Annotated in this window: 19 protein-coding genes; 9 read left to right on the top strand and 10 right to left on the bottom strand. The window is 72.8% G+C overall.

Translation table 11 applies throughout. The features are described 5' to 3' along the window. The first annotated feature begins 283 nt into the window (after positions 1 to 283). The gene (locus MUY14_RS04825) at positions 284 to 1,267 is read left to right on the top strand and encodes a hypothetical protein (RefSeq protein WP_247021203.1); all 984 of its coding nucleotides are present in this window, start codon (positions 284 to 286) and stop codon (positions 1,265 to 1,267) included. A 38-nt stretch (positions 1,268 to 1,305) separates the two neighbouring features. On the opposite strand, the gene MUY14_RS04820 is transcribed toward MUY14_RS04825, so the two are convergent. The 4 genes from MUY14_RS04820 to MUY14_RS04805 all read right to left on the bottom strand — a co-directional run bounded on the left by MUY14_RS04820 (position 1,306) and on the right by MUY14_RS04805 (position 3,517). After that, positions 1,306 to 2,061 (bottom strand): ESX secretion-associated protein EspG, encoded by a 756-nt coding sequence (locus MUY14_RS04820; RefSeq protein WP_247021201.1) that lies wholly within the window; start codon positions 2,059 to 2,061, stop codon positions 1,306 to 1,308. After that, positions 2,058 to 2,561, bottom strand: a complete 504-nt coding sequence (locus MUY14_RS04815) for a PPE domain-containing protein (RefSeq protein ID WP_247025055.1) — start codon at positions 2,559 to 2,561, stop codon at positions 2,058 to 2,060. The genes MUY14_RS04820 and MUY14_RS04815 overlap by 4 nt, the downstream gene beginning before the upstream one ends. Before the next feature lie 76 nt (positions 2,562 to 2,637). Next, positions 2,638 to 3,162, bottom strand: coding sequence for a DUF3558 domain-containing protein (locus MUY14_RS04810; RefSeq protein ID WP_247021199.1), 525 nt, complete (start codon positions 3,160 to 3,162; stop codon positions 2,638 to 2,640). A 4-nt stretch (positions 3,163 to 3,166) separates the two neighbouring features. Further along, positions 3,167 to 3,517: a hypothetical protein gene (locus MUY14_RS04805; protein WP_247021197.1), complete on the bottom strand. Its 351-nt coding sequence runs from the start codon at positions 3,515 to 3,517 to the stop codon at positions 3,167 to 3,169. Between the two features lie 306 nt (positions 3,518 to 3,823). Between MUY14_RS04805 and MUY14_RS04800 the strand changes: the two genes are divergently transcribed. The 3 genes from MUY14_RS04800 to MUY14_RS04790 all read left to right on the top strand — a co-directional run bounded on the left by MUY14_RS04800 (position 3,824) and on the right by MUY14_RS04790 (position 8,732). Continuing rightward, positions 3,824 to 4,891, top strand: coding sequence for a MoxR family ATPase (locus MUY14_RS04800; RefSeq protein ID WP_247021195.1), 1,068 nt, complete (start codon positions 3,824 to 3,826; stop codon positions 4,889 to 4,891). Positions 4,892 to 4,983: 92 nt separating this feature from the next. Further along, positions 4,984 to 6,258, top strand: a complete 1,275-nt coding sequence (locus tag MUY14_RS04795; RefSeq protein WP_247021193.1) for a DUF58 domain-containing protein — start codon at positions 4,984 to 4,986, stop codon at positions 6,256 to 6,258. Beyond that, complete coding sequence (locus tag MUY14_RS04790; protein ID WP_247021191.1) at positions 6,255 to 8,732, top strand: DUF3488 and transglutaminase-like domain-containing protein; 2,478 nt, start codon at positions 6,255 to 6,257, stop codon at positions 8,730 to 8,732. The genes MUY14_RS04795 and MUY14_RS04790 overlap by 4 nt, the downstream gene beginning before the upstream one ends. A 129-nt stretch (positions 8,733 to 8,861) precedes the next feature. On the opposite strand, the gene MUY14_RS04785 is transcribed toward MUY14_RS04790, so the two are convergent. The 3 genes from MUY14_RS04785 to MUY14_RS04775 all read right to left on the bottom strand — a co-directional run bounded on the left by MUY14_RS04785 (position 8,862) and on the right by MUY14_RS04775 (position 12,165). After that, positions 8,862 to 9,266 (bottom strand): DUF3040 domain-containing protein, encoded by a 405-nt coding sequence (locus MUY14_RS04785; protein WP_247021189.1) that lies wholly within the window; start codon positions 9,264 to 9,266, stop codon positions 8,862 to 8,864. Between the two features lie 825 nt (positions 9,267 to 10,091). After that, the gene (gene dinB / locus MUY14_RS04780) at positions 10,092 to 11,306 is read right to left on the bottom strand and encodes a DNA polymerase IV (RefSeq protein WP_247025054.1); all 1,215 of its coding nucleotides are present in this window, start codon (positions 11,304 to 11,306) and stop codon (positions 10,092 to 10,094) included. 130 nt (positions 11,307 to 11,436) lie between these two features. Further along, positions 11,437 to 12,165, bottom strand: a complete 729-nt coding sequence (locus tag MUY14_RS04775) for a methyltransferase domain-containing protein (protein ID WP_247021187.1) — start codon at positions 12,163 to 12,165, stop codon at positions 11,437 to 11,439. Positions 12,166 to 12,271: 106 nt separating this feature from the next. Between MUY14_RS04775 and MUY14_RS04770 the strand changes: the two genes are divergently transcribed. From MUY14_RS04770 to MUY14_RS04750, 5 genes are all read left to right on the top strand, one after another. Further along, complete coding sequence (locus MUY14_RS04770; RefSeq protein ID WP_247021185.1) at positions 12,272 to 13,165, top strand: ParA family protein; 894 nt, start codon at positions 12,272 to 12,274, stop codon at positions 13,163 to 13,165. Positions 13,166 to 13,168: 3 nt separating this feature from the next. Continuing rightward, positions 13,169 to 13,978, top strand: a complete 810-nt coding sequence (locus MUY14_RS04765; protein ID WP_247021183.1) for a DNA-formamidopyrimidine glycosylase family protein — start codon at positions 13,169 to 13,171, stop codon at positions 13,976 to 13,978. A 162-nt stretch (positions 13,979 to 14,140) separates the two neighbouring features. Further along, positions 14,141 to 14,629 carry a hypothetical protein gene (locus tag MUY14_RS04760; protein ID WP_315863261.1) on the top strand — a complete coding sequence of 163 codons (489 nt, stop codon included), beginning with the start codon at positions 14,141 to 14,143 and terminating at the stop codon, positions 14,627 to 14,629. Positions 14,630 to 15,037: 408 nt separating this feature from the next. Beyond that, a complete protein-coding gene (locus MUY14_RS04755; protein WP_247021181.1) occupies positions 15,038 to 15,610 on the top strand; it encodes a GNAT family N-acetyltransferase in 573 nt (190 codons plus the stop codon). A 65-nt stretch (positions 15,611 to 15,675) separates the two neighbouring features. Next, positions 15,676 to 16,713 (top strand): quinone-dependent dihydroorotate dehydrogenase, encoded by a 1,038-nt coding sequence (locus tag MUY14_RS04750; protein ID WP_247021179.1) that lies wholly within the window; start codon positions 15,676 to 15,678, stop codon positions 16,711 to 16,713. Here the strand turns inward: MUY14_RS04750 and MUY14_RS04745 are convergent. From MUY14_RS04745 to MUY14_RS04735, 3 genes are all read right to left on the bottom strand, one after another. Further along, positions 16,685 to 18,091 carry an amidase family protein gene (locus MUY14_RS04745; protein ID WP_247021177.1) on the bottom strand — a complete coding sequence of 469 codons (1,407 nt, stop codon included), beginning with the start codon at positions 18,089 to 18,091 and terminating at the stop codon, positions 16,685 to 16,687. The two genes, MUY14_RS04750 and MUY14_RS04745, sit on opposite strands and share 29 nt — an antisense overlap. Before the next feature lie 395 nt (positions 18,092 to 18,486). Next, positions 18,487 to 19,467, bottom strand: a complete 981-nt coding sequence (locus MUY14_RS04740; protein ID WP_247021174.1) for a phage shock envelope stress response protein PspM — start codon at positions 19,465 to 19,467, stop codon at positions 18,487 to 18,489. A gap of 35 nt (positions 19,468 to 19,502) precedes the next feature. Further along, positions 19,503 to 20,345 carry a PspA/IM30 family protein gene (locus tag MUY14_RS04735; protein WP_247021172.1) on the bottom strand — a complete coding sequence of 281 codons (843 nt, stop codon included), beginning with the start codon at positions 20,343 to 20,345 and terminating at the stop codon, positions 19,503 to 19,505. Between the last annotated feature and the right edge of the window lie 73 nt (positions 20,346 to 20,418).

Below are 20,418 nucleotides of genomic sequence, written 5' to 3'. Positions count from 1 at the left end.
GGGAACGTGGAGCCCCCGGGTGCGGGCGCGCCGGGACGCCAGTGGGGGTGCGTGGGGACCGAAGGGAGCTCCCGGCTGGATCCAGCGAAGAGCACCCCGCCCCTCCCCCGCCGCGCGTGGATGTCATGAAAGAGTCGTTCACCTCGCCGGACGCCATGAAAGAGTCGTTCATGACGTCCGGACCACACCGGGACTTGTCCACAGGCACGCGAAGTCACCCCGAGTAGTCCACAGATCGCGCAAAGCTCTGGTTCCCTCTGGCCGAACGAGTCACGATCGGCGAGTGACAAGAGGATCTTGGACGCGCGACGCGGAAGCGCTCTTCGCGGCCAGCCGACGAGGCGTGATCGCGGTGGCGCACCTGGAGGCGCTGGGCGTGCCGCAGGGAACCAGCTACCGGCGGTGCCTCCCCGGCGGGCCCTGGCGGCGGCTCCTCCCGGGTGTGGTGCTGCTGCGCACCGGCGAACCCACACGGCGGCAGCTGGTCGAAGGCGCTCTCCTCCACTGCGGCGACCAAGCCGTGGTCACGGGTGTCGAAGCGTGCCGCAGGCAGGGCCTCGACCGGCCGGCCGTGCCGGGCGAGCTGATCCACGTCCTGCTGCCGCTGCACCTGAAGACCACCAGCACCGGCTACGTCCTCGTCGAACGTACCAAGCGCATGCCCGTTCCGGTCCGGTGCGACGGGCTCGTCGTCGCACCGGCGGTGCGGGCGGTGCTCGACGAGTGCCGGCGTTTGCGTGAGCGGGCACCGATCCGGGCCTTGCTCGCCGAGGCGGTCCAGCAGCTCGGCGTCGACCCGGCCGAGCTGGCCGCTGAGCTGGAGGCCGGCAGCAAGCGGGGAACCGCGTTGCCGCGTTCAGCGCTCCGGGAGATCACCGATGGCGCCCGTTCGGCCGCGGAAGCCGAAGCCATGGCGGTGTGGCGCCGGACAGGCCTGCCGGAGCCCGTCTGGAACTTCGAACTCCGCGATGACCGGGGCCGCTACATCGCCACCCCGGACGCCTGGTTCGACGACGTCGCCCTCGCCTGGGAGATCGACTCCTACGAGTTCCACTTCGGGCAGCCCGGTTACGCGGCAACCCTCGCCCGCAACAACCGCTACGCGGCCGCCGGCGTCGCCGTGGTCCAGACCGTGCCGAGCCGCCTGCGCGACGACCCCCGAGCCGTCGTCGCCGAGCTGATCTCCGCGTACCAGGCCGCCGCAACCCACCCGCGTCCGCCCGTGGTCCTGACCGGACGTCACGAAAGAGTCGTTCATGGCGCCTGACGACATGAAAGAGTCGTTCATGACGTTGCGGGGCCGGGTCAGTCCTCCGGAGTGAGCAGTGACGCGACCCGCGCCGCCAGGCGGGTGCTGTCCACCGGGGTCACGTTCACCCAGTCCTGCCCGCCCCGCCCCGGCGTCTTCGTCGCGCAATACGCGCCCACGTCCGTGTCGAACCACGACAGCCCGCCCACCCGCGCCACCCTCCCCGACGGGCCACGGCGGCTCACGCTGAACGACCCCGCCGAGTACACCGGGCGCGCCTGGATCGCCAGCACCTCCCGCAGCTGAGCCGACGAAGCCGCCGAAGCCGCGCCGCGGGAAGAGAACACCGGGTCCTCCACCGAGCCCGCCAAGGACGACGCCGGCAGGCTCACCCCGTACCCCGGGCCGGCCGTCAGCTCCGGGAGGACGTCGATGATCGCCGTGCACAGCTCGGCGTCGCGGATGGCCGCCAGTGCGATCGTCTGCTCCGGCTGGGTCGCCAGGACGCCCCGGCGGCCGCGGACCGCCGTCACCGCGCGGAACGGGGCTTCCGCCGTCATGTCCACCATCGCTTCGCACGCCACGAAGACCTCCGCCGAGGCGAGCAGCGCGAGCCGCTCCGTCAACGCCGGCTCCAGCGCAGAACCGTCGTAGAGCCCGCGCTCGGCCAGGTTGTCGTACACCGCCTTGCGGACCTCGGCGCGTTCCTCCTCGGTGCCGCCGACGCTGCGGACGCTCAGCGGCTCCGGCGGGCGGTCGTGGCCGAGGTCGGTCCACAGGATGTCGAACGCCGACGCCGAGACGCGGATCAAGCCTGCCCCAGCGACGGCGCGGCGGGGAACGTCTCGGCCGGCACGTGGCCGTGCAGCGCCGCGTCGCGGGTGCGCATCACGTCGATCGCCTTCTGCCGCGCGGCTTCCGCCTCGGCGCGGCGGACCGCCAGCTCGTCCGACAGTCCTGCCAGGACCTGCAGGTTCCCCGACGAAGCCGCGTCCCGGATCATCGACGCCGGGTCGTAGCCCACCGGCGGCGGCATGTCGGCCCGAGCCCGCGCCGCCGCCTCCGCCTGCGCGCCGACCGCGCGGCCGACCGAAGCCGAGACGGCGGCGGAGTGCGAAAGCCAGTCCGCGGCCCGGCCGAGGGCCGCCCGCGCCGCGTCGCCCGCGCCGCCCCGCCAGTTCTCCCGCGACGACGTGATCAGCCCGGCCAGTTCGGCGGTCGACTCCTGCAGCCGTTTCGCCAGCCCGTCCCAGCGCGCGCCCGCCTCGCCCGCGGCGACCGGGTCGTTGCCCGCCTCGACCTCCGCGGCCATGGCCTCGTGGCTGTAGGACTCGTACCGCGCGGTGGGGACGGGCGGTTGGGCGTCGGGCACGGCGCACCTCTCGTGGTCAGGGCAGTTTCGGTTCCACCAGGCCGGCCACCGTGCCCGCGCGGCGGCACGCGAGCGGGGTGTCCGAAAAACCGGTGTTGCTGACGTCGATCTGGACGCTGGCCGCGTCGCCGACCCCGAGCAGCACGGCGCAGGTGCCGTCGGCGGCCTTCTTGTCCATCACCTTCAGCGCCGGGTGGCTGCCGACCGTCGTCTTCGTCGCGGTCTTCTTCGCGACTTCGAGGTCGGCCAGGCCGTCGGTCTCGCTGAGGGTCACGGTGACGCCGAAGGCGCCGGGCACGGTCCAGTCGCACGCGCGGGCGCCCGCGATCTCCTTGGGCTTGCCGAGCACGCTCACCCCGGCGCTCGAGCGGTCCTGGGGGCTGAGCAAGGTGCACGGGTCCATCGCGGCCAGGCCGGTCCACGCGACGGGCGGCGTCGACGACGCCGGGGTCGACGTGGTGTGGCCGATCTCGGTTCGCGGCGAGGTCTGCGCGCAGCCGGCGAGCACCACCAGCGCGACCGGGACCCCCAGCAGTCGCATCCGATCAGCCACCCGAGCAGTCCACCCCGTCCGCCGCCTGCTCGTCGGCGTGCTGGTACTTCGCCAGCGCCTCCGAGATCCGGTGCTTGAGCGTCTCGAGCTCCTTGCCGAACGCCGTCAGCTGCTGCACGGCCGACCCCTGGCCGCCGATGCCGTACTCGGCCATGAACCGGCCCAGCTCCCCCGCGTACCCGCCGCCGAGCGGCACCGTCCGCCCCAGCACCTTGGCCTCGCGGACCATCTCGCCGACGACGTCCTGCAGCCGACCGAGCTTCCCGTAGGCGTCCGCGGCCAGCTCGGGCGCGACCGCGAAGCCGCGCACGTCGAACGGCGGTTGCGCGCGCACGTCGCTCATGAGCGGTTACGCCTCTCTGTAGCCGGGCGACCTCGAAACGCAGCATACGACAAAGCGGGGTGTCAGCGGGAGCACCCAGAATCGGGTGACAACACACCCGTTCGGGGTATCGTCGCTGCTTGCGCAGTGTCATCAACCGCCGTGGCGGGCGTGATTGCCCGGGGTTCACGGGGTTCCGGCCCCTGGTTCGCCCGGGTTTGACACACTGGATGGAAGGCTGGTCGCTGCGCGCGGACAGCAGCGATGGGGGCCGTTCGGCCCGGCGGTGCGCACAGTGCGCGCGGCCACGCGCCACCAGGAGGTCGAGTGACGTCGAGAATCCAGTCTGCGACGCCCGGATCGGGCGAGCAGGCATCCGGACGGCCGCCTTACCCGGCGGAGTCCACGGGCAACGGCCGGGCCGCCGGCCGGCCCGCCAGAGTGTCGCTGGACGAGCTGCACGAAACCGCCCGCCGGATCGCCGCCAACGTCGAACGCGTGCTGGTCGGCAAGCCCGACGTCATCCGGATCGCGCTGGTCACGCTGCTCGCCGAAGGCCACCTCCTGGTCGAAGACGTCCCCGGCGTCGGGAAGACGTCGCTGGCCAAGGCGCTCGCCCGGTCGATCGACTGCACGGTCAGCCGCATCCAGTTCACCCCGGACCTGCTGCCGAGCGACGTCACCGGCGTCTCGATCTACAACCGCCAGTCCGGCGAGTTCGACTTCCGCCCCGGCCCGGTGTTCGCGAACATCGTGGTCGGCGACGAGATCAACCGCGCCTCGCCGAAGACGCAGTCGGCGCTGCTGGAGTGCATGGAAGAGCACCAGGTCACCGTCGACACCTCGACCTACCGCCTCGAAGAGCCGTTCATGGTCATCGCGACCCAGAACCCGATCGAGATGGAAGGCACCTACGCCCTCCCCGAGGCCCAGCGCGACCGCTTCACCGCGCGCGTCTCCATCGGCTACCCCGACCAGCAGGCCGAGCTGGCCATGGTCGACGAGCACGCCGGCCACAACCCCCTCGAAGAGCTGCAGCCGGTGTCCGACGGCGAGACCGTGCACCGCCTGATCGAGACGGTCCGCAACGTGCACATGGCGCCGGAGGTCCGCCGGTACGCCGTCGACGTCGTCGCGGCCACCCGGCAGGTCCCGGAGATCCGCCTCGGCGCCTCCCCGCGGGCCACGCTGCACCTGGTCCGCGCGGCGCGGGCGCAGGCGGCGCTGTCGGGCCGCGACTACGTCGTCCCGGACGACCTGCACACGGTCGCGGTTCCGGTGCTGGCGCACCGCCTGGTGCTGACCACCGAGGCCCACGCGGCGCGGCGGTCGGCGACCGACGTCGTGCGCGCGGTGCTGCACCGGGTCCCGGTGCCGCAGGGCTCCCGTCCCTAGCTGGTGACATCTGGGGCTTCGCCCCAGGTCGGGGGCTCCGCCACCCGAACCCCCGAAAAATTGTTCCAGCGCGCGAAGGGGAAGAGAACGGCATGCTGCGTGCCCTGTCCGGCCTGACCACCCGCGGCCGCTGCCTCCTGGCCGCGGGGATCGCGGCCGCGGTGTGCTCGTTCGTGCTCAACGAACGCGACCTGCTGCGCGTGGCGGTGTTCGTGGTGGCGCTGCCGCTGCTGGTCGCCGCGTTCATCTCGGCGACCCGGCTGCGCATCGGCGCCACCCGCACGCTGAACCCGCAGCGCGTCGCGGTCGGCGGCAACGGCGAAGTCCACCTGGAGCTGTGGCGCAGCGGCCGGCTGCCGGCCGGCGAGATCCTGCTCGAGGACGGCGTGCCGTACGCGCTGGGTTCGCGGCCGCGGTTCGTCGTCGAGCGGCTCCCGCACGACCGCCGCGTCGCGCTGCGCTACCCGCTGCAGCCGGTGCTGCGCGGGGTCCAGCAGGTCGGGCCGCTGCGCGCGACCATCACCGACCCGTTCGGGCTGTGCGAGTTCGAGCGCGAGCTGATCGGGCACTCGCGGCTGGTCGTCGTGCCCCGGGTGGTCCCGCTGTGGGGCATGCCGAGCGGCGCCGGGATCGGCGTCGGCGACGACGGCACCGTCCGGCTGCACGCCGGGCAGGGCGAGGCCGACGTCATCGTCCGCCAGTACCGCCAGGGCGACGACCTGCGGAAGGTGCACTGGCGCTCGACCGCGCGCCGCGACGAGATCATGGTGCGCGTCGAAGAACGGCCGTGGCGCGGCGGCACCACCGTGCTGCTCGACCACCGCGCCGCCGCGCACCACGGCAGCGGCCCGGCCGCCAGCCTGGAGTGGGCGGTGTCGTTCACCGCGTCGGCCGCGCTGCACCTGCGCCGGTCCGGGCACCGCGTCCGGCTGGTCAGCGAGCACGGGATCACCCTCGCCGACACCCCCGGCGAAGGCGGGGACCACTACGACAACGTCCTGCTCGACGCGCTGGCCGCGCTGCAGCCGGCACACCAGCGGGACATCACGCTGGCCGGCGACCCCGGCGAGGGCCAGGAGCTGATCGCCGTGCTCGGCACGGTCAGCACCGAAGCCGTCCACGAACTGACCCAGTACCGTCCGCGCGGCATCCGCAGCCTCGCCGTCCTGCTCGACACGCCCACCTGGTCGGCGGGGGTGAGCGCGCCCGAGCAGCGGGCCGCGGCCACCGAAGACTCGGCCGCGCTGCTGCGCGCGTCGGGCTGGGGCGTGGTCATCGCCGGGCCCGGCTCGCCGATGCCGCAGGTGTGGGCCGAGCTCAGCCGCAGCGGTGCCCGCGGCCACACGTTGATCGGCGGTCAGCGATGAGCACCTCCGCACCCCCGCGCCCGGCGAACCGCCCGTCGTCCCAGCACCCGCTGTCGGCCTGGCGGAGCAGCCTGCTGGCGCCGGCCGCGGCCGGCATCGCGACGCTCTGCGCGGCGACGTCGGTGACCAGCGTCGTGGCCGGACTGGCCTGGTTCGGCTACCTCTTCGTCGCGGTCCTGCTGATCGGCGCGACCGGGCTGGCGCTGCGCTCGCTGCAGGTGCCGACCGTGCTGGTCGGCCTCGGCCAGCTGCTGGTGCTGCTGTTCCTCATCACCGGCGCGTTCACCACGAACGGGATCCTGCAGGTGATCCCCGGCCCGGACGCGTTCGAAGAGATCGGCACGACGCTTTCGGCCGCCGCCGAGCAGATCCGCGTCGGGCTGCCGCCGGTCGAGGGCAGCCAGCCGATCCTGTGCCTGGTGACGATCCTGATCGGCCTGGTCGCCGTCCTGGTCGACACGCTGACGGTGGCCGCCGCGGCGCCGGCCGCGACCGGGCTCGTGCTGCTCTGCGTCTACGCCGTGCCGGCCGCGCTGAGCGAGGAAATGCTGCCCTGGTGGACGTTCCTGCTCGGCGGCGCGGCCTTCGCCGGCCTGCTGGCCGTCGACGGCAACCACCGGCACCGGCGCTGGCGGACCCGTGAAGCACCCGGCCGCAGCGGCAAGCAGGGCGTGTTGTCCGCGCCGGTCGCGGTCGTCAGCGCGGCGATCGTGCTCGGCCTGTTCGGCGGCGCGATCACGTGGGTCGGCACGGTCGGGCGGATCCCCTTCGGCGCCAGCGGGAACGGCGCCGGCGCGGGCTCCGGCGGCTTCGGCATCCAGCCGTTCACCGAGCTGCGCGGGATGCTCGACCAGGGCTCCAACCGCGAGCTGTTCAAGGTCCGCGGCCTCGGCACCGACCGGCGGCTGCTGCGCGCGATGACGCTGGACACCTTCTACCCGAACAAGGGCTGGGGCCTGCACGACGAGGGCCGTTCGCAGCAGGGCGTCCCGGTCGGGCCGCAGCTGCCGGCCGCGCCGGGCGACGACGGCACCGGCGCCGCGCGCAAGATCGACGTCGAGCCGACGAGCTGGCGCGACAACTGGCTGCCGGTGTTCGGCGCGCCGCGGGTGATCGACGGTGCCGGCAACGGCTACCTCTACGACCAGGTCAGCGGCACGGTGTTCACCACGCGCAGCGAAACCCCGCCGTCGTACGTCGAATACGCGTCGCTGAAGGAGCCGACGGCCGCCGAGCTGCGCGTGACCGCGCGCGTCGACGACCTGCCGCCGCGCTACACCGAGCTCGACCGGGTCGACGACCGCGTCCGCGCGAAGACGCAGCAGCTGATCGCCGGCGCGGGCAACGACTTCGACCGCGCGTCGGCGATCTGGCGGTACTTCACGGCGCAGAACGGCTTCGTCTACGACACGAAGACCGCGCCGGCCAACGACGCGGACGCGCTCGCCGACTTCATCCTCAACGGCAAGCGCGGCTTCTGCGAGCAGTTCGCCTCGGCGATGGCCGTGATGCTGCGGGTGGCGGGCATCCCGTCGCGGGTGGCGATCGGCTTCACCCCCGGCTCGCAGGTCAACGACTACCTGTCGATCAGCACCCAGGACGCGCACGCGTGGGTCGAGGCGTACTTCGGCGACAAGGGCTGGGTGACGTTCGACCCGACCCCGCTGTCCGACGGGCGCGGCATCACCCCGCCGTACCTGCAGGCCGGCCCGCAGGACGGCGACCAGCCGGACGACACCCAGGTGGCGCCCAGCACGGTCCAGTCGAGCGCGGCGCCGACCGGCGTCCCGCGCGACACCGGGCAGAACCAGCAGGCGCAGGGCCCGGAGCAGGCCGACCCGGGCACGCCGGACTGGGTGTGGGCGCTGGTGCTGGCGCTGCTCGCGCTCGCGCTGCTGGCGACGGTCCTGGTGATCGCCGGCGGACGACGACGACGGCCGGACCGCGAACCGGCGGCCACCGGGCTGAGCGCGCTGCTCAAGAACTGGCTGCCGCTGATCGCCGCGGCGCTGTGGGTGGCGCTGCTCGGCGTGCTGACCTGGCTGGTGGCCTGGTGGTTCAGCCTGCTGGTCGTGCTGCTCCTGGCCGGGCTGCTCGGCCCCTCGGCCGCCCGCGACGTCGGCAGGCGACGGCGGCTGCAGGAGATCGTCGGCCACCGCCCGGGCGCGGCGGACGCGGCGTGGTCCGAGCTGCGCGCCGAGTGCGCTGACCGCGGGTTGCCGATTCCGCCGAGCGACACGGTCCGCGTGGCCGGCCAGAAACTGGCAGCGAAGCACCACCTGGACGACGAGGGCCGCGAGGGCCTCCGCACGGTCATCGGCGTGGTCGAGCGGTCTTGGTACGGCGGAGAAGGTGAAGGCGACCCGACGCTGCCGTCGGCGTTCGACCACCTCCGCCGGAGCCTGCACCGCAACGCGCCGCTGTCCTGGAAGGGCCGGCTCTTCCCGAAGTCCCTGTTCCGCAACCGGGACTGAGCAGTTGACCCGATCGGGGGTCACCCGTTGTCACGGACGCGGGTGACCCACCGGGGCGAGGCGTAGAGCACACAAGAAGATCCGCGTCCGGCCTGGGTGGCCGGACGCGGATCTCGTGGTCTTGCGGCGCTACTGCTCCTCGAAGCGCTGGCGGAAGCGTTCTTCCATCCGCTGGGTGAAGGAACTGCGCCGCCCTGGCTGCTTGCCACCGCGGGCGCCCGATCCACCGCCCTTGCCGTCCCCCTCGGCGGCGTGCCGAATCGATGTGACGGCCAACATGACCCCGAAGAACATCACGAGGAACCCGAGCACGCTGATCAGCGGGATGTCGGCCACCCGGAACTGCGGCACCACCACGCCCAGCACCAGCAGGGCCACGCCCACCACGAACAGGGCGATGCCCTGAATCCGCCGTCGGCGAGCGGGGCGACGCAACCGGGTGCCACGCACCGTGGATGCGAACTTGGGGTCCTCGGCATAGAGCTCGCGCTCGATTTGATCGAGCAGCCGCTGCTCATGCTCGGAGAGTGGCATCTTTCCTCCTCCGGCACAGCTGTCGCGGGCGCCGGGCCGCGCAACGTCCTGGACCCAACAGCCAACCCCAGGCGGGGTGGCACTGTCCAGGATACGAGGCCCGCGCCCGCACGACTACCCGATCCCGCATCCAGTAGGGATCGAATTGGGCTAAATCCCGCCGGAGGGGCGTCGCGGAGGGTCACGGTGGCCCATCGTGACCGGTTAACGGCCTGAGCGGCGATGTGGGGGATGGCGGACGAGCGGAAGATCACCTTCCGTACACGACCGGTGGTGGGGCGGGGTGGGTGGCCGGGTCGCGGACGGGGTGGGGCGGCCGGTTGGCGGGGTCGGCGGTCGGGCGGGGTTGGCGGCAGCAGGCGGCCGAACCGGAATCAACGGTCGAGGCGGGATCGGCAGCCGGACCGCGGACGGGGTGGGACGGACGGTTGGCGGGGTCGGCGGGCGGGGTGGGGCAGCCGGTTCGCGGGGTCGGCGGGCGGGGTGGGGCAGCCGGTTCGCGGTCCGGCGGGGCGGGGTTGGCAGTGGCGGGCTGAACCGGGGTCGGCGGTGGAGGCAGGTTGGGGCGGCGGGCGCGCTGCCGGACGGCGGGATCGGCGGCGGGTGGTCTGGTGACCGGCGGCGAGCGGAGGGTTGGCGCTCGCCGCCGGTGCGCGGCCGAACAACAAGATTGGCGGGTGGCGGCGGGGCTCGCGACCGGATGGCGGGTTGAGGCGGCGAGCGAGCGGATGGCGGATGGGGAAGGCGATTGAGCGGATGGCAGTGCGGGCGGCGGGCGACCGCTCCCCTCCACCGGCTCCCTCGCCACTTCCGGCCGCTCTCCCCTCACTGCTCCCGCGGTGCCAGCAACGACGCCGGCCGCACCGCTGCCGAGCCGAACTTCGATCTCGCCACGTCGGCCGCCACCTCGGCGTCGCGCCAGCGGGGCGCCGCGGAATCGAACACCAGCTGCTCGCCCGCCTCCCCCGTGTCCAGGCCCTCCACGCGGACGCCGATCAACCTGACCGCCCCCGTCGGCGCGTGCTCCGCCAGCAGCGCCACCGCCACCGCGTGGATCTCCCGGGCCACGTCCGTCGCCGACATCAGCGTGCGGGCACGGGTGATCGTGCGGAAATCCGCGAAGCGCACCTTGATCGACACCGTGCGGCCGCGGACGCCCCGCTCCCGCAGCGTCGCCCCCACCCGCTCGGAGAGCCTCAGCAGCTCCAGGCCCAGCGAAGCCCGGTCATGGCGGTCGACGTCGAAAGTGTGCTCGGCGCCGATCGACTTCTCCGGGGAGTCGATCACCACCGCGCGCTCGTCGACTCCATGCGCCAGCCGGTACAGGTGCTCGCCGATCGCCGTTCCCAGCGACTTCTTCAGGCGCTCCGGCGGGAACGCGGCCACGTCCGCGATCGTGTCCAGGCCGAGCCGCTTCAGCTGTTCCTCCGTGCGGGCGCCGACGCCCCACAGCGCCGAGACCGGCAGCGGGTGCAGGAAGGCCAGCGTTTCCGCCGCCGGGACGACGACCATGCCGTCCGGCTTCGCCATCCCCGACGCCAGCTTCGCCACGAACTTGACCTTCGCCACGCCGACCGAGCAGGTGATCCCGTGCTCGGCCTCGACCCGCGCCCGGATCTGCGCGCCCAGCGAAGCGGGTGTCGCGCCCAGGCGGCGCAGTGCTCCGCTGACGTCCAGGAACGCCTCATCCAGGCTCAGCGGCTCGACCAGCGGCGTCAGCTCGCGGAAGATCCCCATCACCCCGCGGGAGACCTCGCCGTACAGGCCCGACGTCGGCGGGATGTTGATCAGGTGCGGGCAGAGGCGCTTGGCGGTCGAGAACGGCATCGCCGAGCGCACACCGAACTTGCGCGCCGGGTAGTTCGCCGCCGCCACGACCGCGCGGGGGCCGCCGCCCGACACGACGACCGGTTTGTCCGCCAGCTCGGGGCGGGTGCGCAGCTCGACGGACACGAAGAACGCGTCCATGTCGACGTGCAGCAGCCCGCAGCCGGCGTCGTCCGGCGCCGGCTCCCCCGGCCGGACGCGGAACCGGGCCATCCCGCCCGGCAGTTCAGCATTTCGCCCCACGCCCGGGACGCTACCGGGCACCACCGACAATTCCGGATCAAGCGGTGCGCGACGACCGGAATCCGCCGGTCACGGCCGCACGTCAGCCGAAATCCGCCGCTCAGGCCGGGGGCCGCGCCACCGCGTGCAGGCGGCTCGCGATCTCCCGCAACGCCGGGGTGGCCGCCGCCACGCGCTCGAAGTCCGCCAGCTCGTCTTCGCGGACGTCGCCGCCCACCAGGTCCGAGATCACCCGGTCGCCCTGCAGCAGCGTCACGTCCAAGCCCGCCGTCACCAGCTGGGCGCGCAGGCCGTCGGCGTCGAAGCGCCGCAGCACGGTGTCGCCCGCGACCACGCCGTCCGCGCTCTCCAGCAGCTGCCGGGCTTCGGCGACGCGGCCGGACAGCGCCCGGTAGAGGACCGACGCGTGGCGGTTGGCCACCAGCACCGACACCGCGCCGCCCGGGGCGACCGCCGTGGCCAGTGCCGTCAGCACCGCCGCCGGGTCGTCGACGATCTCCAGCAGGCCGTGCGCCAGCACCAGGTCGGCCGAGCCGGCCTCGACGTGCCTGCCCAGCGCGTCGGAGTCGTCCGCGATCACCGTGATCCGGTCGGCGACGCCCTCTTCCTCGGCCCGCCGCTGCAGCGTGGCCAGCGCGTTGGGGCTCGGTTCGACGACCGTCACCCGGCAGCCCGCCGCCGCGAACGGCACCGCCCAGCCGCCGCTGCCGCCGCCCACGTCGACGACGCGGGGGTGCTCGACGCCCCGGGCGCGGGCGGCCTTCAGCTCGGCCTCGAGCACCCGGCGAACGGCGCCCGAACCCCGGGCGGCCACGGTCTCCGTCTTCATGCCGGACAGGGTAGTGCCCGCCCCCGCCCGCCTCCCCGGCTCCTCCCTTCGAGTGAACGCCCCTTGCCCGACGGCGCGCCTCGCCCACACCCGTAGGCTGGTCGTCGTGCACACGGTCGCCGTACTCAGCCTCAAGGGAGGCGTCGGCAAGACGACGGTCGCTCTCGGTATCGCGTCCGCCGCCTTGCGTAGGGGCACGCGAACGCTGGTGGTCGACCTCGACCCGCAGGGCAACGCCACCACCTCGCTCGACCCGCCGTTCACCGACGCCACCCTCGCGGACGTGCTCGAGACCCCGACCCGGGAGATGCTCGAACGCGCGATCGCGCCCAGCGTGTGGAGCGAGGACGTCGACGTCCTCGTCGGCACCGAAGAGCTGGAACTGCTCAACGACCCCGACGCCGACAGCGAGCGGCTGGCGAACTTCTCCCGCGCGCTCGACGAACTGCACCGCGAGCCGCTCGGCGAGCTGCCCTACGAGCTGGTGATCCTCGACTGCCCGCCGTCGCTGGGCCGGCTGACGAAGTCGGCGCTGGTCGCCGCGGACAGCGCGCTCATCGTCACCGAGCCGACCATGTACGCCGTCGCGGGCGCGCACCGGGCTCTGGAAGCGATCGAGAAGATCCGCAAGGACCTCAACCCGCGGCTGCGCCCGATCGGCGTGCTGGTGAACAAGCTGCGTGTCCGGTCCTACGAGCACCAGTTCCGGATCGCCGAGCTGCGCGAGAACTTCGGTTCGCTGGTGATGCCGACGGCGATCACCGACCGCCTGGCGGTGCAGCAGGCCCAGGGCGCGTGCAGCCCGATCCACGAATGGCACTCCCCCGGTGCCCAGGAGATCGCGCTGACGTTCAACATGGTGCTGGCGAAGATCCTGCGCTCGAACCGGGCCGGCCGCCACCGCGTCGCCGGCGAAGAGCCCGAGGGCCCGGACTGGCCAGAAGGCCCGGCGCCGGAGACGCCCGAGGCGCCCGCCGAGGTGTCCGAATCGGCGGGGTGAGCCGTGCCCGAAGGTGACACCGTCTACCTCGTCGGGAAGCGCTTCGACAAGGCACTGGCCGGCAAAACGCTGCTGCGCGGGGAGTTCCGCGTGCCCCAGCTGGCCACTGTGGACCTCGCCGGACGCGAGGTCCTCGGCGTCGGCACGGTCGGCAAGCACCTCTTCACGCGCTTCTCCGGCGACCTGACGCTCCACTCGCACCTGATGATGGACGGCATGTGGGACGTCTACGCCGCCGGCGCGAAGTGGCGGCGGCCCGGCCACCACGCCCGCGTGGTCTTCACCGCGGCCGACGTCCAGGTGATCGGCTTCCGCGTCCACGACCTCAGGATCGTCGCCACGCCGAAGGAACACGACCTCGTCGCGCACCTCGGCCCGGACCTGCTCGATCCACAGTGGACGGAAGAGCACGCGGCGCGCGCGGTGGCGAACCTGACCGCCGCACCGGAGCGCGAACTGGGGCTGGCACTGCTCGACCAGCGGGTCATGGCGGGGGTCGGGAACCTCTACAAGTGCGAGATCGCCTTCCTGCTCGGCGTCACGCCGTGGGTTCCGGTGTCCGAAGTGGACGCCGCCACCACGGTCGCGCTGGCCCGCAAGCTGTTGCTGGCCAACGCCCGCTCCGGCCGCTTCGACCAGAGCACCACCGGGCACCTCGACCGCAACCGGAAGAACTGGGTCTACGAGCGCACCCGCCAGGGCTGCTTCCGCTGCGGCGGACGGCTCCTGGTCCGCACGCAGGGCCACGACGTCCAGCGCCGGCCGACCTGGTTCTGCCCGAAGGACCAGGCCGGACCGCACCCGCCGCAGTAGGCCCCGTGCCGCGCGTTTGGCGACCGTCCTCGCACTGGCCCGCCGATCTCGCCGCGCAGAGCTGCCGCTACGCCGAAGTCACCGTCACGCCGAACAACCACGTGCTCGACGGAGTGCCCGGCGACGAACTGCTGTCCGGGCTGGAGAGCGGCCGGGCTGGGCGTGGAACTGGCCTGGTGCTCCGACATCCCGGGAGAAACGGGCGTCAAAGCCGGGCGGGAGACGCTCGTGTTCGCGCTGCGCGAACGCCCTGAGGGCCTGGTGTCCTTCGGGTTGGGTGGGCCGGAACCGGGCGTCGGGCGAGCGCGGTTCGGCCCGTTCTTCACGCGGGCGCGGGAAGCCGGGCTGCACACCGTCCTGCACACGGGCGAAACCACCGGATCGGGCACGGCACCGGCTTCGCGGCCGACCCCGCGCTGCGGGAACACCGTGCGGCGCACCGGATCTCGCTTGAAGCGTGCCCGACGTCCGGACCGCGCAGCTCACCAGCGTCGCCGCACACCCGGTGCGGCGCATGACCGGCGAGTACGTCGCCGAGGGGCTGGGGCTGGCTGCGGCCGACCCCGGCGCGGCTCGCGAAGCACGCCGTCGACGCGTCCTTCCTCGGCGAGCAGCGCGAAGGCCGTCTGCGGAGTGAGATCGCGAAAATGACATTGCCGGACCCTGGGAGCTTCGCCTAGCGTGGAAGTACACGAGAGAGGAGGTGGTCCCAAGTTGTATTCCAACAGGACTCGTGAGGTGGCTGTCCGCTAGCGGATGGCACGTGGAGGACTTTGAGCAGCGCTACAGCTGAGCCACCTTCTGGCTCATCGCCTGCTCCACGTGATGCCTGATAGCGAATACCAGGCAGTCACCGTGCCCCCGGGGTTCCCGAGCACCAGTCCGGCTCGGGCTCGGACGTTTGACGGCGTCCGAGAGGCACCCCGGGGGTTCCTCCATTTTCTCGATGGAGTGCTCATTTGTGCAGGTCGCGCCACCCGGCGTCGCGGGACGACCGTCCGGCGATCAGCGTTTCCCCGTTCTGTCACCCGGACGGCTGAAGGTCGCTAGCCTGGACGCATGCTCAGGCCCGACTACCCGATCACCACGGATCGGCTGCTCCTGCGCCCGTTCACGCCCGGCGACCTCGACGCGCTGAACTCCTTCCAGTCCCGTGCCGACGTCGCCCGTTACCTCTACTGGGGGCCGCGCAGCCGGGCCGAGTCGGCCGCCGCGCTGGCCAAGCGGGTCCACAGCTCCACGCTGACGAAGGAAGGGCAGTTCCTGGCCGTGGCGGTCGAACTGGCCTCGACCGGGCAGCTGATCGGCGACCTGAACCTCGAGTGGATCAGCAGCGAGCACCGCCAGGGCGAGATCGGCTTCGTCTTCCACCCGGACCACCACGGCAAGGGCCTGGCCGCCGAGGCGACGACCGAACTGCTGCGGCTGGCCTTCGAAGACCTGGGGCTGCACCGCGTCATCGGCCGCTGCGACGGCCGGAACACCGCGTCCGCCGCGCTGATGGAACGCCTCGGGATGCGCCGGGAAGCGCATCTTAAGGAGAACGAGATCGTCAAGGGCGAGTGGACCGACGAGCTGATCTACGCCCTGCTCGAAGACGAGTGGAAAGACCTCCGGGCCTCGGGCGCGTAGTGGCCGCTTTCACGTGAAGGCGGCGCTCCGGTAGCGGGCCGCGGGCGGTTTGGCAGCATGGGGGCGTGTTCTTCGACAAGATCGTCCGCCCGGCGCTGTACCGGCTGTCCTACCACGACCCCGAGCTGGTGCACGAGCGCACGATCAGCGTCCTCGCCCGGCTCGGCAAGGCGGCGCCCGCGCTCGGCGGCGCCCTCCGCGTCGACGACCCGGTGACGGTGCTCGGCCTGCGCTTCCCCAACCGCGTCGGCCTGGCCGCCGGGATGGACAAGAACGGCCGCGCGCTGCCCGCGTGGGCCGCGCTGGGCTTCGGGTTCGTCGAGGTCGGCACGGTGACGCGGCTGGCGCAGCCGGGCAACCCCCGGCCGCGGCTGTTCAGCCTCCCCGCGTCCGACGCGGTGATCAACCGCATGGGCTTCAACAACGACGGCGCCGAAGCGCTCGCGGCGAAGCTGGCTCGCGACGGCAAACCCGGCGTCCCGCTGGGGATCAGCATCGGCAAGTCGAAGGTGACGCCGCTCGACGAGGCCGTCGAGGACTACCGGTTCTCGCTGCGGGCGCTGTACCCGTACGCGGACTACTTCGCGATCAACGTCAGCTCCCCGAACACGCCGGGCCTGCGGCAGCTGCAGGACCGCGCCGCGCTGGCCGAGCTGCTCGGCGAGCTGCGGGCGACGTCCGCGGAGCTGGCCGGCCAGGGCACGCCGACGCCGCTGCTGGTGAAGGTCGCGCCCGACCTGACCGACGACGCGCTGGGCGAGCTGCTGGAGGTCGCGGTCGAGCACGGCGTCGCCGGGATCATCGCGACGAACACGACGTTGTCCCGCGACGGCATCGCGGCCGCGGAGAGCGGCCTGGCCGGACAGGCGGGAGGGCTGTCCGGCCGGCCGCTGACCACCCGCGCGGCCGAGGTCGTGCGGTTCGTGCACGACCACACCGGCGGGACCCTGCCGATCATCGGCGTCGGCGGCGTCCTGGGCCCGGACGACGCGCTCCGGCTCGTGGACGCCGGTGCGTCGCTCGTGCAGCTCTACACGGGCTTCGCGCTGCACGGGCCGGGCCTGGTGCGCCGCGTCAGCCGGGGGCTCGCAGGCCGGCGGTAGAAGCGAACCGGACGTACCCGCGCCAGGACTCGTAGCGGTCCAGAGCGGGCCCGTCCGCGGCGAGGCAGCGGACGGCGAGCGGGGCGGTGCCGTCGTCCAGCTCGACGCGGTCGAGCACGAAGGGTTCCTTGAGCGCGGCGGCGAACCGCTCGAACGCGGCCGGGGACAGCCGCCAGCGTTCGCCGTCGAGGACGGCGCCACCGGCGAGCACGCCGGGTTGCGGCGGCTCGGTGCCCAGGAGCACCATCCGGTAGCCCTCGATGGTCCGGACCGGTCCGCCGAACCGGGCGCCGAGCCCGGTGAGCTCGGCGTTGAGCGGCTGGCCGCGCAGGTGCGCGCCGAACACGACGACGTCCTCGCCCGGCTCGGGGTAGGGCGTCATCGGCTCGTCCGTGCAGACGGTCGCGAGGTCCAGCGCGATCTGGTCTTCGAACGCCCGCGTCAGGAAGGTGACGCCGAACGGACGGCGGTCGCCCGGCGACACCGGGACCGACACCGCGGCCACGTCGAGGAGGTTCGCGAACGCCGTGCAGGCGGCCAGGCGGTGGCCCACGCCGGCCGGGTCGGCCAGCGCTTCGGCGATCCCGGGGTGCTCCGGGACGGTGGGCACGACGAGGGCGTCGAACCCGTCGAACCCGGGCTCTCGCACGGAGAACGGGGTCAGCACGGCCCCCGACGCCGTCAGCCGGGCGACGACGGTCTCGAGCGCCAGGCTCGCGGCCTCGCCGAGGGGCAGGTCGGCGGGGTAGCCGATTCTCGGGTGCTCGCCGGCGCCGAGGCGGACGTCGGCGGGCCAGGACCGGTCGCCGCCGGTCATCTGCGTGAGCGCGCGGTGCGCGGTGACCAGGCCGTTCGAGTAGACGGAGACGCCGTCGGCGGCGGGCAGCAGGCCGCGTGTCGGCTTCACGGCGGCGACGGCGTTCAGCGCCGCGGGGACGGCTCCCCCGGTGCTCAGCGCCAGGTCGACGATGCCCAGCGCGACGGCGACCGCCGCGCCGTTCCCGCCGGCCTTGGTGCGGTCCCAGGTCCCGGAAACCATGGCGGCACCGGTCTTGCCGAGCACGAGGGCACCGGCGGCGATGAGCCGGGCGACGACCGGGGCGCTGGTCTCCGGCACGCCGGTCCCGGACGGCTGCCCGGCGACGTCGATCAGGTCCTGCACGGCGAACACGGTGCCGGCCAGCGGCAGGTCTTCCCCGGCTTTGACGCGTTCGTCGACGGTCTTGGCGTCGACGAGGACGTCTTCGACGGCGCGGAGGGTGGTCCAGATTTCGGGGCGGCCGGCTTCGGTGATGCGCTCGAAGGCGGCGACGACGCGGTGCGAGGCGGTGGGCGGGGTGACCGGGACGAGGTCCGGGTCCGGCGGGAGCGTGTTCACGGGGCGTCCTTTCCTCGGCGGGTCGAGAAAGTCCACTGTGTACGGTCGGCGCCGGCGAACCTCAGTGCACGGCGGGCCTCCCGGCGAGTGACACCTCTGCATGCATGACAGAAACGTTAGTTCGCCGACGTTTCCGTCGCGATCAGTTTCCGATTACGCGCGTGTTTCGGCACCAAGAGGTGAACAGGGGGCGACGCCGGGGTGAAACGCACGATCACGCACGCGGGGTGACGAACGGGCCGGACGGCCGCATGGGCGCCCTCGAACGGCGGAGCGAGGTGCCCGGATGGCGCAGCGAAGCCGGATTCGCGTGACGGGCGAGGAAAACGTGGGATCCGGCTGGGATCAGCCGGATTTCGTTCCGCCGGGCGAGCGCGCCGGGCGGAATCGGACGGTCAGGAGAGCTCGCGCAGGGCCATCGCCAGCCCCGCCAGGCGGTCGGTCGCGTCGGTGAGGTCCTGCTTCGACGTCACCAGGCCGTCGCTGGAGGCGGCGACCGTGTGGCCCGCCGCGGCGACCAGGCCGCGGTAGCCCTCGATGCCGTCGTCGAGCTGTTCGCGGAGCTTGCCGACCGCCGCGGCCAAGGCCGCCTTCTCCCGGGCCGGCGCGGAGTCCCGGCCGCGCTCGATCGCCTGGATGCGGGCCGCCAGGCCGCGCAGCGCGGCGGCGGCTTCGTTCGCCGTCTGCCGGGCGTCCGCGACGGCCACCTCGGAAACCGGGGCCGTGCCCACCGGGGACGGCACCGAAAGCTGGCGCAGCAGCTCGATCAGCGACGCCTCGCACTCGGCGAGCCGTTCCATGGGTTCGCGGGCCGCCGACCGGGCGGCCGGCAGCGGCGGTGGGCCGGCCGGCGCCGCCGGGATCGGGGTGCGCTTGAGGTCGCGCAGCTTGAGGCCGGACCGGACGCTGAACGTGCCGAAGATGACGACTCCGGCGAACGCCGTGATCGCCTGCGGCATCATCGCGGCGTGGGTGGGGCTGATCCAGCCCACGGCGGCCGCCACGGTGACCACGCCGCACAGGATCGTGAGGATGATCCACAGCGTGAGCGCCTTCGCCGTGCGCCGCTTGCGGCGTTCGAGCTTCGCGGCCGGGTGGTTCCAGCGGTCCCACTTGGCCCGGGCCTCGGCGAAGGCCGGGACCTGGTTCGCCATCGACGTCAGCGACGTCGTCACGTCCGGCCGCCGCACGGGCGGCCGTTGCAGCGGGTTCGGGCGCGGAGACTTCCCGCCGGCCTGCTCGGCCGGCGGGAAGTACTTCTGCACCTTTTGGAGCTTTTCCTGGGCGCGGACGGCGTAGTCGGGCAGCTTCTCGATGTGCTTCTCCAGCTTGGCGCTCAGTTCGCCGAAGTCACGCCGCTTGCCTTGCTGCCCCATCGCTTTCGCCCCCTTCGCCCTGGTTCAAGCCCGGGTCAGGCCGGGTTCTTGCCCTGCTCGGCCTGCACGCGCGCCTGGATCTCCCGCTGGATGTCCGCCGAGCTGCTCGCCGGCTTCTGGGCCGCCGCGCCGCCGTCGGTCACCTGGGCGACCGAGTCGCCGTGCATCGACGCGCGGATCTGCTGCAGCCGCGACTGGCCGGCCAGCTGCGTGGTGGAGGCCTGGACCTCCATCATCCGCCCCTGGACCGAGTTCTGCGCCAGCTCGGCCGAGCCCAGCGCCGTGGTGTAGCGCTTCTCGATCTTGTCGCGGACCTCTTCCAGCGACGGCGTGTTGCCCGGCGCCGCCAGCTGGCTCATCTGGTTCAGCGAAGCGGAGACCTGCTCCTGCATCTTCGCCTGCTCCAGCTGCGAGAGCAGCTTCGTGCGCTCGGCCAGCTTCTGCTGCAGCATCTGCGAGTTGCGCTCCACGGCCTTCTTGGCCTGGGCCGCGGCCTGCAGCGACTGGTCGTGCAGCGTCTTCAGGTCCTCGATGTTCTGCTCGGCCGTGACGAGCTGCGTCGCGAAGCTCTCCGCGGCGTTCTCGAACTCGGTGGCCTTCTGCTCGTCACCCTTGCTGCGGGCCTCGTCCGCGAGGACGAGCGCCTGCCGGGTGGACGCCTGCAGCTTTTCGACGTCGCCGAGCTGCCGGTTGAGCTTCATCTCCAGCTGCCGCTGGTTGCCGATCACGGAGGCGGCCTGCTGCGTCAGCGCCTGGTGGTTGCGCTGCGCCTCCTCGATGGCCTGCTGGATCTGTACCTTCGGGTCGGCGTGCTCGTCGATCTTCGACGAGAACGCCGCCATCATGTACTTCCAGAACTTCACGAACGGGTTGGCCATCTCCTCCGCCTGCCTTCTTGCGTCCCACGGGCCTTGAGTACTCGGGGTGGGGCGTCGCTCCCCTGCTTCTGCA

The organism is Amycolatopsis sp. FBCC-B4732, from assembly GCF_023008405.1.
Lineage (GTDB): Bacteria > Actinomycetota > Actinomycetes > Mycobacteriales > Pseudonocardiaceae > Amycolatopsis > Amycolatopsis pretoriensis_A.
Note: the sequence above shows the minus strand (reverse complement) of the source record. Positions and strands in the feature narration are given on the sequence as shown.

Bases quoted from the DNA above. Each gene is read 5' to 3' on its own strand.
- MUY14_RS04775 (WP_247021187.1), bottom strand. From the start codon at position 12,165: ATGAAGACGGAGACCGTGGCCGCCCGGGGTTCGGGCGCCGTTCGCCGG.
- MUY14_RS04815 (WP_247025055.1), bottom strand. From the start codon at position 2,561: ATGGCCGCGGAGGTCGAGGCGGGCAACGACCCGGTCGCCGCGGGCGAG.
- MUY14_RS04740 (WP_247021174.1), bottom strand. From the start codon at position 19,467: ATGGGGCAGCAAGGCAAGCGGCGTGACTTCGGCGAACTGAGCGCCAAG.
- MUY14_RS04810 (WP_247021199.1), bottom strand. From the start codon at position 3,162: ATGCGACTGCTGGGGGTCCCGGTCGCGCTGGTGGTGCTCGCCGGCTGC.
- MUY14_RS04790 (WP_247021191.1), top strand. From the start codon at position 6,255: ATGAGCACCTCCGCACCCCCGCGCCCGGCGAACCGCCCGTCGTCCCAG.
- dinB (WP_247025054.1), bottom strand. From the start codon at position 11,306: ATGGCCCGGTTCCGCGTCCGGCCGGGGGAGCCGGCGCCGGACGACGCC.
- MUY14_RS04785 (WP_247021189.1), bottom strand. From the start codon at position 9,266: ATGCCACTCTCCGAGCATGAGCAGCGGCTGCTCGATCAAATCGAGCGC.
- MUY14_RS04735 (WP_247021172.1), bottom strand. From the start codon at position 20,345: ATGGCCAACCCGTTCGTGAAGTTCTGGAAGTACATGATGGCGGCGTTC.
- MUY14_RS04755 (WP_247021181.1), top strand. From the start codon at position 15,038: ATGCTCAGGCCCGACTACCCGATCACCACGGATCGGCTGCTCCTGCGC.
- MUY14_RS04795 (WP_247021193.1), top strand. From the start codon at position 4,984: ATGCTGCGTGCCCTGTCCGGCCTGACCACCCGCGGCCGCTGCCTCCTG.
- MUY14_RS04805 (WP_247021197.1), bottom strand. From the start codon at position 3,517: ATGAGCGACGTGCGCGCGCAACCGCCGTTCGACGTGCGCGGCTTCGCG.